The 10,443-nt window shown below is 62.6% G+C and carries 11 protein-coding genes; 5 read left to right on the top strand and 6 right to left on the bottom strand.

The annotated features are described in order from the left end of the window. The 4 genes from CCR95_RS22255 to CCR95_RS22240 all read right to left on the bottom strand — a co-directional run. Window positions 1-244 (bottom strand): phosphatidylserine decarboxylase (locus tag CCR95_RS22255; protein WP_201098603.1); only part of this gene is annotated, 244 nt, incomplete at its 3' end. 31 nt (window positions 245-275) lie between these two features. After that, entirely contained in the window at window positions 276-1,775 is a 1,500-nt protein-coding gene (locus CCR95_RS22250; RefSeq protein WP_201098600.1) for an MFS transporter, read from the bottom strand. Continuing rightward, on the bottom strand, window positions 1,739-2,188 hold the full coding sequence (locus CCR95_RS22245; protein ID WP_201098598.1) for a hypothetical protein: 450 nt from the start codon (window positions 2,186-2,188) through the stop codon (window positions 1,739-1,741). Before CCR95_RS22245 ends, CCR95_RS22250 begins: the two co-directional genes overlap by 37 nt. 10 nt (window positions 2,189-2,198) lie before the next feature. After that, the gene (locus CCR95_RS22240) at window positions 2,199-3,599 is read right to left on the bottom strand and encodes a phosphatidylserine decarboxylase family protein (protein WP_201098596.1); all 1,401 of its coding nucleotides are present in this window, start codon (window positions 3,597-3,599) and stop codon (window positions 2,199-2,201) included. A gap of 346 nt (window positions 3,600-3,945) precedes the next feature. Between CCR95_RS22240 and CCR95_RS22235 the strand changes: the two genes are divergently transcribed. The 3 genes from CCR95_RS22235 to CCR95_RS22225 all read left to right on the top strand — a co-directional run bounded on the left by CCR95_RS22235 (window position 3,946) and on the right by CCR95_RS22225 (window position 6,287). Further along, the gene (locus tag CCR95_RS22235) at window positions 3,946-4,269 is read left to right on the top strand and encodes a hypothetical protein (RefSeq protein WP_201098594.1); all 324 of its coding nucleotides are present in this window, start codon (window positions 3,946-3,948) and stop codon (window positions 4,267-4,269) included. After that, entirely contained in the window at window positions 4,269-5,927 is a 1,659-nt protein-coding gene (locus CCR95_RS22230; protein WP_201098592.1) for a GMC family oxidoreductase, read from the top strand. The genes CCR95_RS22235 and CCR95_RS22230 overlap by 1 nt, the downstream gene beginning before the upstream one ends. 90 nt (window positions 5,928-6,017) lie before the next feature. Beyond that, window positions 6,018-6,287 (top strand): hypothetical protein, encoded by a 270-nt coding sequence (locus tag CCR95_RS22225; RefSeq protein WP_201098590.1) that lies wholly within the window; start codon window positions 6,018-6,020, stop codon window positions 6,285-6,287. 65 nt (window positions 6,288-6,352) lie between these two features. On the opposite strand, the gene CCR95_RS22220 is transcribed toward CCR95_RS22225, so the two are convergent. Further along, on the bottom strand, window positions 6,353-8,584 hold the full coding sequence (locus tag CCR95_RS22220; protein ID WP_201098586.1) for a proline dehydrogenase family protein: 2,232 nt from the start codon (window positions 8,582-8,584) through the stop codon (window positions 6,353-6,355). 743 nt (window positions 8,585-9,327) lie between these two features. Here CCR95_RS22220 and CCR95_RS26515 point away from each other — a divergent pair. Together CCR95_RS26515 and CCR95_RS22205 are read left to right on the top strand one after the other, a co-directional pair. Beyond that, window positions 9,328-9,480, top strand: a complete 153-nt coding sequence (locus CCR95_RS26515; RefSeq protein WP_420825685.1) for a type II toxin-antitoxin system HicA family toxin — start codon at window positions 9,328-9,330, stop codon at window positions 9,478-9,480. Window positions 9,481-9,538: 58 nt separating this feature from the next. After that, window positions 9,539-9,967 (top strand): type II toxin-antitoxin system HicB family antitoxin, encoded by a 429-nt coding sequence (locus CCR95_RS22205; RefSeq protein WP_201098582.1) that lies wholly within the window; start codon window positions 9,539-9,541, stop codon window positions 9,965-9,967. Window positions 9,968-10,044: 77 nt separating this feature from the next. Here CCR95_RS22205 and CCR95_RS22200 read toward each other — a convergent pair. Then, the coding region (locus tag CCR95_RS22200) for a phosphatidylserine decarboxylase (RefSeq protein WP_201098580.1) at window positions 10,045-10,443 on the bottom strand (399 nt) is incomplete at its 5' end.

Genomic DNA, 10,443 nt, shown 5'->3' with positions numbered 1-10,443 from the left:
GTTGCTCTGCCTGGGCCTTGACGGTCGCGAGCTTCGCGCGCACCGGGATGTTCTGCGAATGCAGTCCGGGCTCCTGTCCGCGCAGGTCAAAGTCCAGTTCGACGCCGGGTCTGAACATCAGTACATGAGTGGAGCCGCCGAAATGGAACATGCCAAGTTCGTCGCCCTTGCGTACGTGTTGCCCCTCATAGACGGTGATTTCATTTGACGAGACCTCGGCCATGCCAACGAACATCACGCCCATCAGACCAAATCGCGGCAACATCATGATTCTGCTAATGGCTATCCGCTCTACTGCTGTTCCGGATAGATACAATTGATACAGTCATGGCAATGCTGATGGCAAGACCGACAATTAAAGCCATTTCAAAACCATGATTAAGCACGGAAGGATGGACGCCAGAGTGATGCAACGAAACGGCGTCAAGCGATATTTTTTCCGGAATAAACATTGAGAAAGTTGTTTCAAATACAACGACGCCCAAAGTCAGTCCCAGACTGCGCATCAGAGAAGTAATGCTGGCCGCCGTTGACTTGAGTTCAGCCGGTACGCTTGACATGATAAGTTGTATATTTGGCGCTCGGTTGAGCCCCTGCGACACTCCGAAAAGTGTCATCGCCATGATTACCCACCATAACGGTTCTCCAAAATCCATAAAAACAAACATCACAAACGCAACAAGTCCAAGCACAACCCCCCAAAGAGTCACTTTACGGTAACCCAGTCGGTCTCCGAGTTGTCCGGCAAACGGACCCATGAACTGACCCAGGGCAATAATGCTCATGATCAGTCCGATGACATTGACTTCGAGAGCACGAATATCCTGCAGGTAAAACGGCATCAGAAAAAGAATACCTCCCATCACCATCATGGAAAGACAAAAGTTAAATGTTGCCAGAAAGGTGTTTCGGTTGCGAAAAAGACGCAGATCAAGAATTGGATACGCAACACTCAGTTCCCGGTGAATAAAAAGCACTGCAAAAAGCAGACTCGCTCCCAGTGTCGAAGCAATTACGGGAGAATGCCAGCCGAATTCATGAAACTGGTTAACGGAGAAAACAAAACACAGCAAAAACATTGTTTGATAGAAGGCACCCAAACCATCGAAACGTTTGTCCCGAGCCGGTGGATGCAATTTGGGTAGCACATGGAAACCAATTATTGTTGCAATAAGACCAAGCGGAACATTTATGAAAAATATGTGACGCCACCCCATGTAATGGGTGATAAATCCTCCAACCGTCGGGCCAACGGCTATACCCAATGCCGCCGACATTGTGGCAAGCCCCATCGCGCGTCCGCGTTTTTCGGGCGGCAGGTAAAGCGCGACAAATGTCAGCATTACGGAGAAAATCATCGCACCGCCGATGCCTTGGATTGCCCGAAACAACACCAGCATCCAAAGTGATGAGGTCAATCCGCAGCCCAGTGAACTCAAGGTAAACAACATAAAACCTGACAAAAAAACCCGGCGTGAACCGAACAGGTCGCCCAGTTTTCCAAATGCCATCAATGGCCCGGTCTCGAACAGCAGGTAGGCCAAGACTATCAATGACGCCGCGCTCGGGGACAAATTCATCTCGCGCGCGATTGTCGGCAGACTGACATTCACAATCGTGCCATCCATGTTTCCCATGAACGCCCCGAAACACACCACCAGCAGCATCACCTTTTGACGCCGTTGCTCAGCTATTACGTAGTTATCCATTCGGTAGTGCCCTTCATCAGTGCCGCGCGTCAGGCTTCCAGGGTCTTCTGATCCGATGGCCGCCATTTACCGATCTGGTAGGGCGAGGCCGGGCCAGCGCTGGCGCCAGAACTCTGGGCTCCCGCCAGCGGCGCGAAGCCGGGCTGGTCCCGCCAGAGTTCGGCGGACCCAATGACCGCCGCTCCACCGTTGAAGCCAGAGCGCCAGCTCTCGCTGATCCGGGCCTCGGCAAAGCCCCAGGCCAGTCCGCTGTCGTCCTCGGCGTTGAGCGCGCGACTGTTGACCGCGCTGCCAAGTATCAGTTCAAGGTGGCTAGCGTGCTGGGGAGGAGGCTGGCCGCCAACCGGCGGAAGGCCAGTCCCAGTCGCGTCCGCCGCGATGGCACCGACGAGCAGGCCAAGCCCGAGCCCGATCCCGGGCGGCACGCGCGCGCGGCGCGGGCGCCCTGGCCTGGCGGACTCGGTGTTGGCGGACATCATCCGGCGCGCGTCAGTCGGAGACTGAGGCGCCTGGCGTTGCTTGTGCCTGGGCCTTGACGGTCGCGAGCTTCGCGCGCACCGGGATGTTCTGCGAATGCAGTCCGGGCTCCTGTCCGCGCAGGTCAAAGTCCAGTTCGACGCCGGGTCTGAACATCAGTACATGCGTGGAGCCGCCGAAATGGAACATGCCAAGTTCGTCGCCCTTGCCTACGTGTTGCCCCTCATAGACGGTGATTTCATTCGAGGAGACCTCGGCCATGCCAACGAACATCACGCCCATCAGACCAATGTCCGGGTTGTCGGCTTCGATGAACACCAGCGCTCGGGACGCCACTTGCGTGATATAGCCCTGGGACTCATTTGGGCCAGCCGGGTCGAAGCCCTCGGCCAGATTCTCAGCGTAATAGGAGCCGTCGATCACGCGCGTTTTGACGATGCGCCCACTGACCGGGCTATGCCAGCGATGGTAGCTGAGCGCACTGAGAAACGCCTGGTAGAGAGTTCCGCCCGTAAATTCGCTCGCGAGTGGGTCGCCAGCGAGCATGTGCGTCAGTGAATAGGGCTGGGCCTTGATCCAGAACTGATCGCGTTCCCGCACATTGGTGGCGATGCGGTATGGAGCCGATTCGCAGGCATTGGCAATCACGCTGTCATCCTCGGGCGCGACCACCGGGCGGCGGCCATCGCGGAAGCGGCGGGTAAAAAAATCGTCCCAGGACTGAAATCCGTGATAAGGCAGACTTGGGTTGCAGATAAAGTCCTCGACAAAGGTCGGCATGGCGGCCATGGCATCGCGCCCAAACCAGCCGGTGTGCGGATCCTCACCGAGCACATGGCGCGAGTCTGGCGAATTGAGAAACAGCGCCCACTGATTCAGAATCTTTTTTAACTGCCGATTGACCTTGTCATTGAGAAAAACGGTCGTGCCCGCAGGCGTGCCCATGGGCCAGTCGAGGATGGCATTGATCGGAAAGCCAACCAGTCCGGTGTGATTGAACTCCGGCGCTTGGGTCAGAACGCGGTTCATCAGGCGCAGCATGTGCGGATAATCCCGCACCTGCGAGGTGCCCGTGGGATCGCTCAGATACGGGGGCTTGCGCGGAACCTGCTCGAACATCTGTGTAAACAGCATGAAGAGCTCGGGGTCTTGCTCGATTAAGTCCTTAAAGTCCTGAATCACCGGCAGGAGCGGAGCATCCCCAGGCAGCGCGTCGGTATCGCGGATCAGCTCCGCGCGCCAGGCATCCAGGGTCTTCTGATCCGAGGGCAGCCATTTGCCAACCTGATAAGGCGAGGCCGGGCCAGCGCTCGCGCCAGAACTCTCGGCTTCGGCCATTGGCACGACGCCGGGCAGTAACGACAGAATCAAGAGCAGGGCAGCGGTGCGACGTCGCAAGGCGGGACGGTTCATCTGGGGATGTGCTCCTGATGGTGGTGGTGATGACGGATTATGGTTCGGTGGTGCCGAGTTGCCCGCCACTATAATCCTGTGCCCAACAAGCGCAAGTCCGCGCGTCGGGACGCGGTGCGCGAGTGCCCGCATCGGTATTGCTGTTGTTTTCGCCCCATGAGCCAATATGTTTTTAGGCTTAACTTAATGGCAGTGGGGTGCCGGGTGCCATCAACCCATGACAACGCTAATGCGGCGACGGACGTTTCTTGCGCTACCTTGGGCCTTGGTCGGCGCGAGCCTGAGTAAAAATATCCCTGCCGTCACCGGTGACAGCGGTGATTCGGGAGCCGGTCTGGAAACCTTGATGCAAGCGCTGGTTGGCATTGATGATCCGCGACTGAGCCTGTCCGCGAGCCTGGAACCCGCCATCCTCGTTTGGCTGCGGCCGCTGCTGACCTATGTCGATCAGCAGTATGCGCCCGCCGGCGTCGCGGATCTTGCGCCTTTGCTGGCCGATCTTGACGAACCGCGGCTGAACGGGCTGGAGGGCAGCCTGGTCTTCCTGGCGCGGAGGCTGCTTGTCATCGCCCTCAAGGCTTATTACAGCCACCCGAGTAGCTGGACGCAGGTCGGGTACCAGGGGCCGCAGCTGCGGATCCTTGACGACCGCGATGGGGATGCCGGCTGATGCCGGCCGACGAGACCGTCGCAATGGATGCCGAGGCGATTGTGGTTGGTTCCGGTGCCGGCGGGGGAACCCTCGCCCATGCCCTGGTCATGGCCGGTCATCGGGTGCTGCTGCTCGAGCGCGGGCCGCGCTTCGAGCCAGCGCGGGATTACTTCGGACATCTGCCGGACTGGGAATTCCGGGATGCCTTTGCGTCCCATGTGCCAGATGACGATCTGGTGACCCCGCAGCGGCTGACTGCGGAGGATCGGGATCTGGCCAGCAGCCTGCTGCGGCACCAGCTCAGGGACGAGCGCCACTTCCGTTATATCCGTGCCTGCGGTCTTGGCGGGTCGACCCTGCGCTATCAGGGCGAGGCCCATCGTTTTCCGGCGCACGCCTTGCGGATGCGGAGCGACTTTGGCCTGGCCGTGGACTGGCCGCTCTCCACCGAGGATCTGGCACCCTACTATGACCGCATCGAGCAACTGCTCGGCGTCGCCGGCGCGGCGCATCCGGCCTTTCCGCAGGGGACTCCCTATCCGAACCCGCCGCACCGCCTGAGCCGCGCCAGCGCTCTAATCGCGGCCGCTGGTCGCGGGCTGGGCCTGAATCTGGCGCCCAATCCGCTGGCGATTCTGAGCCAGCCAATGGCCGACCGACCGGCCTGCATCCGCTGCAAGCAGTGCGCCTTTGGCTGCATGATCGGGGACAAATCGAGCGTCGATGTCGCCCTGCTGCCGGCTGCCGAGCGCACTGGCCGTCTGCGTATCCAGACCGGACGTATCGCGGTCCGGGTGCTGCTGGGGGCCGATGGGCGCGCGGCCGGGGTGGAGACCATCGATGCCGCCAGCGCTCGCCGCGAGCGATTCCATGCGCCCGTGGTCGTCCTGGCGGCGGGCGCGTTGGAAACGCCACGACTATTGCTGCTGTCGGCCAGCCCGGCGCATCCACAAGGTCTACTGAACCAGCATGGGCTGGTCGGGCGCTATTTGATGGAAAACCTCGACGCCGGGCTGCTGCTCTTGTTCCCGCAGCGGCTTAAGTCCTACCGGGGCGTTGCGCTGGACAGTCGCGCATGGGATTTCGCGCGCCCGCAGGCGGACGGCTGCAACGCCTATAGCCTGGCCTCCTGGGGAGCGCCGGATGGCCTGATCAGCCCGGCCAGCGTTGCGGTGCATGTCGCCCCCGGCGTCGGTACCAACCATCGGCGCTTCATGGAGCGTCACTATGGCGCCCATGCGGCCATCGTCGCCAGCGCCGAGCAACTGCCGCGAGCGGACAATCGGCTGAACCTGGAGCCGGAGCAGCGCGACGCCCATGGCATGCCCAAGGCGCGCGTGACCATGACGCTCGACGCGCGCGATCTGCGTACCCTGCGTGCCATGCTCGCCCGGTGCCGGGCGCTGGCCGTGGCCAGCGGCGCGATTCAGACATTGGGACAATGGACGAGCTGGGATCGCTCCGCAGCGACGCACTTCTGCGGCGGTGCGCGCATGGGTCGCGGCGCGGCGGATTCGGTGGTGAATGCCCATGGTCAGAGTCATGGCCTTGATAATCTGTTCATCGCCGATGCCAGCGTGCTGCCCACCCAGGGCTGCAGTGCTTCGCCGTCGCTGACCATTCAGGCACTCGCCCTGCGCACGGCTGACTTTATCGCGCGAAATCGCTTGCGTTGAACGGCTGATCCCATGACTCTATCGCTGCCGACGGAGGCCCGCTCGGCCCTGGTTGTTCTGCTCTTCCAACGAGGTTCTTGAGCAATGAAAATGTCCCTATCCGCCCTTGCCTGGGCGCTGCCGCTAGCTTTCTCCACCACCGCAAGTGCGGGGTTTTTCGGCTTGTCCGGGGCTCAGGATGTCCCCGAGGGAAGCCTGTGCTGCATCCATCAGACCTGTCTGCTCGCGCAATCCGAAGCCGACTGTAAGACCGCCGGTGGTCAGACGGTCCCGGACTGCGCGACCTGCACGGGCAAGCCGGCTGAGTCACCCGCATCCGCAGCCGCGCCCGCCGATGCGTCGGCACCGGCCGCGGACTGACGGGGTGGCGGCGACATCCTGTCGCCGCGCGAGGTGCCGGACCGATGAGCGGTTGCACGCTGCCGCTACCAGGGCGTCTCGGTGAGACGCCGGGGGTCGGTCAAGGTCGGCCTCTGCTCGATACACGGGGGCTGACCGGCGTTGTCCGCCGCGCGAGTCTGGCAAAGCCGGCGCGACTCGGCCCAGGTGGCGGCGGCGGCCTGATCGAAAGCCGCCCGCAGGGTCGCGGGCCGCTCCTTCAGCGCCGTGGCCAGCATTTGGGTAAAGAGCCCATGGCGACCGCTCACGTCGGTCAGCGCGAGCTGATCCGCGCGCGCCGCCGCCAGCAGCGCGGCCTGGCCTTGGTCGTAATGGGTTGGCGCGCCTCCAAGATCAAATCCGTGGATCGCCGCCTCACCATGACAGGTATCCATGATCAGGATCTGGTACTGGGTGGGCAGCGCGCGCAACAGGGCCGCAAGGCGATCGTCGCTCATCCAGGTCTGGGTCCATAGCGCCGCCTGCCGGCTGAAGGGCGGGTGCGCCGACCACAGGCAGAGAATCTCATCGAGACCATCCGCCTCATCGCCATTGTCGTCCCCGCTCAGCACGCCATGACCGTTGTAGTAGAATATCACCCGGTCCGCCGGCGTGACCGACGCCCTGAGCCAGGCGAAGGCGTCCACCACCCCCTGATAGCGGGCGGCGGAGCCGACCAGGGTGCGCAGGTGCTGCTCATCGAGCCCAAGCGTCTCCGTCAGGGTCGCCGCCATCAGGGCGACATTCTGTTCGCAGACCGCCGCCGCCGGCGAGGCCCAGGGTACGCAGACACCGATCAGCAGCGCATAGGTCGTGCCGGTCCGCGCCCCCTTTGGCCCAGTGGCCATGAGCGCGGCACGCGCCGCCTCGGCAGCGGCGCGATCCTGTTCACTGACGAATTCCGGTGTCTCGGTCAGCGCCGAGTAGTCGCCCTGCAGGGTGCGCGCCAGTGCGTTGTCGGGATTGGTCAATTCCGCGAAGCGGCGCCCGGCGTAGCCGAGTCCGCGGGCCAGGGAGCCGGCGGGGACGTATTCGCGCACCTGGTAGCCAAGCGTGACCAAGGCCTGTTTGATTGGTTCGCCCATGCCATAGAGCATCTGAAATTCGATCTGCTCGGGTCGGTATCCGCGCGCGGCCGCCAAGGCCATCACCCGCGCCTGGGTGCTCATGTTATGAGTGGCAAAGCGGGTGTCGAAGCGCTCGGGATGCCGCAACAGGTAGTCGGCGAGCATCAGATAGCTCGCATCGGTGGAGGCCTTGAAATCCCACACCGGCGATGGGCGGTGCTGGTTCCGGGCCAGGGTTTTTTCATCGTCGGCATAGGCACCCTTGACTAGGCGCACAGGAATGCGCACACCGCGCGCTTCGCCCCAGGTCGCGAGGCTCGCAAGATCGCGCGCCGAATCGCGCAGATAAGCCTGGATCACCACTCCGATGCGGCTCTGACCGGTCGCGTCCATGGCCAGCTCCGGCGCGGTCTCGATCAACTCGCGAAAGAGCGCGAGCGTCAGGTCTTTGTAGGCATACTCTTCCATATCCACGCGGATGAAGACCGCCGCCGGCGCTCCGTCGGCGGAAGGGCCGAGCAGCGCGCGCAAGGCATTGAGGATCTCCGCGCGCTTGGTCGTGCCCGCCGCACCGAGGGCCGCGGGCAGGTCATCGACCAGCGCCGAGAGCTTGAGCGAGACGGAGAGTGGCGGCGGCATCCCGCCACCGTCGGCTGCCAGAATCAGCCGCCGGTAGAAATCCCGATAAGCCGCCGCCTTGGCCGCGGAGTGCGAGGCATCGCCGACATTGTCAAGGGTGACACGGATGCCGACCGCGGCGCGGGCGTCGATCAGGGCTTGCAGACGCGCCGCCGGGTCGGCATCGGCCGGCAGCGGGTACAGAAAAGGCTCGCTCATCCAGCCAACCAGGGGCATCAGCCAGAACAGTGTCTTCTGCAGTGCCGGGCGCTGACCCAGCGCGATCAGGGTGCGCTGGGTGAGGGGCGCGAGCGGCCCCGACATCGACAGGCGCATGGCGGCGGTGCGCAAATTCTCGGCGAAGGCACCGGATTGCCGCTGGTCGGCGCGGCGCTGGGCGTCGACCGCCGCTTCCAGGCGCGTGAGTTGGGTGGCAAAATCCCCTGAGGCGTCGGCGGGGGCTTGCGCCTCGCCAGCGGCGGGTCGCGTTGACAGCGCAGGAGCGGCGACCGGCCAATGCAGCGCCAGTCCGGCACCGAGTCCCAGACCCAGCAGCACGACCAGCGCGGCCGCTATCCTAAAGAGTGCGCGCATCTCGGATGCTCTATGAGGAGAGAGTGAAAAGAAGAGAGTATAGAGTTGGAGGGAGCCAAATTCCCGGATTGACGGAGCAACTCACTTCTTACTTCTCGCTCCTCTCCGCTCACTCTTCATTCTTTCCTCTCAAGCCCCATGAAAGTGATAGGCGGTTTCGATCTCCTGGGTCATCCGGGTGTAGTCAGCGTTGGTCAGGTCTTCCATGTCGAGTTGCTTCGCGAGCGTGCCGGTCAGCCGTTCTAGCATCCGACGCTGCCGCGCGAGCATCTCGTCGGTGAAATNTCGATCTCCTGGATCATCCGGGTGTAGTCAGCGTTGGTCAGGTCTTCCATGTCGAGTTGCTTCGCGAGCGTGCCGGTCAGCCGTTCTAGCATCCGACGCTGCCGCGCGAGCATCTCGTCGGTGAAATGTTGAATCAGCGCCTTGGCCGCGGCCGGGTCTTGCTCATAGGTGGCCAGATAGCCTTGCTCCATCCTCGCCTGCCGGCGCGCGTTGTCCTGCTCGAACGCGGCGATGGCCTGCTGAACCCTGCGAATCCCACACAACATGAATTGATGACACGCCCTAGAAAAAGTGCGGTTCGCGAAAACCCCCTTGGGCGCCGAAAAACCCTTTTTTCATCCCGCGGGGGTTTTTGCTTGACGGCACGCCATTCGATTGACATGGTAAACATTTTTGTTTACTATAAACACACTTCAAACAACCAACGGAGGTGCGGTGAAGCAGCGTGAGTTCCGGCGCTGGCTGGAGTCTCAAGGGGTCGTGACGAAGGATGGCGCAAACCATCTGAAGCTCTCTACCGGCAAGGAAGGCAATCGACGATGCCGCGCCATCCCGGAAAGGAAATCCACGAGCAGCTCCGCAAGGCCATCATCAAGCAACTTGGCTTATAGGCGGAACCCAGCCCCGCGCGGGGCAGGGAACTCACGACAGGCGACACCGAGACAAACCATGTACCCAGTGACGATCGAACCGGATGGTGACGGCTGGATGGCCAGCTTCCCGGACATCCCGGAAGCCTTGACGGGGGGCGATACCCGCGAGGAGGCGCTGATCAATGCGCGCGACGCGCTGGTGACGGCGTTCGAGTTCTACTTTGAGGACGCGCGCCCGGTGCCGCTGCCCTCCGTGATCGAGGGTGCGGAGCTGGTGGCGGTGCCGTTGAGTGTTTGGGGCAAGGTGCTGCTGTTGAACGCGATGCTCGAACAGCGTCTGCCGCAAGCCGAATTGGCGCGACGGATGGGGACGCGCAAGCAGGAAGTGCAGCGGCTGGTCGATCTGCGCCATCCCACCAAGATCGACACCCTAGCGCAGGCGATGGCGGCGATGGGGAAGCAGCTTGTGTTGTCGGCGAGCGCGCTTCCTGGCCGGGCGCCTTGACGCGGATGGCGCCACGACGGCGCCATCCCTGGCCACGCGCGGGCGCTACTGCATGGTGGCGCGGCGCGTGTTTTCCTTCAGTCATGGAAGACCACGGAACCGATCTCGCTCAGGCCCACGGGCACCGCCGCCACCAGGCCATACTTTCCAGTATCGATGATGAAATAGCCGCGCCGATCGTTCTCGAAGGCGCTGAAGTCCGCGCCGGGGCGGCCCACGTTGCCGCCGGGCGGAACAAAGGCGGGAAAATCCTCCATGCCAATCAGGGCGCCGTCCACCAGAGCGGTCTCGATCACCGAGCCAGCCACCGGGGAATGGTAACGATGATAGGTGTTGGGCATGAGAATGCAGGAGAGCGCCGTACCGCCCACGAACCGCTCCCAGTGCTTGGAACCGGCCAGCAACTGCTGGATGTTCAGTTCCTGGGTGCCCTTGGTGCGCAGCCTGGTACTGAGGCATCGGGATCCGGGAGCAGG

The sequence above is a fragment of the Thiocystis minor genome (assembly GCF_016653465.1).
Lineage (GTDB): Bacteria > Pseudomonadota > Gammaproteobacteria > Chromatiales > Chromatiaceae > Chromatium > Chromatium minus.
This window is presented reverse-complemented; position numbering and strand designations above follow the sequence as displayed.

Excerpts from the sequence above, each read along its gene's own strand:
- CCR95_RS22235 (WP_201098594.1), top strand. The coding sequence starts at position 3,946 with ATGCAAGCGCTGGTTGGCATTGATGATCCGCGACTGAGCCTGTCCGCG.
- CCR95_RS22205 (WP_201098582.1), top strand. The coding sequence starts at position 9,539 with ATGTACCCAGTGACGATCGAACCGGATGGTGACGGCTGGATGGCCAGC.
- CCR95_RS22220 (WP_201098586.1), bottom strand. The coding sequence starts at position 8,584 with ATGCGCGCACTCTTTAGGATAGCGGCCGCGCTGGTCGTGCTGCTGGGT.
- CCR95_RS22240 (WP_201098596.1), bottom strand. The coding sequence starts at position 3,599 with ATGAACCGTCCCGCCTTGCGACGTCGCACCGCTGCCCTGCTCTTGATT.
- CCR95_RS22250 (WP_201098600.1), bottom strand. The coding sequence starts at position 1,775 with ATGGCGGCCATCGGATCAGAAGACCCTGGAAGCCTGACGCGCGGCACT.
- CCR95_RS22230 (WP_201098592.1), top strand. The coding sequence starts at position 4,269 with ATGCCGGCCGACGAGACCGTCGCAATGGATGCCGAGGCGATTGTGGTT.
- CCR95_RS22225 (WP_201098590.1), top strand. The coding sequence starts at position 6,018 with ATGTCCCTATCCGCCCTTGCCTGGGCGCTGCCGCTAGCTTTCTCCACC.
- CCR95_RS22245 (WP_201098598.1), bottom strand. The coding sequence starts at position 2,188 with ATGATGTCCGCCAACACCGAGTCCGCCAGGCCAGGGCGCCCGCGCCGC.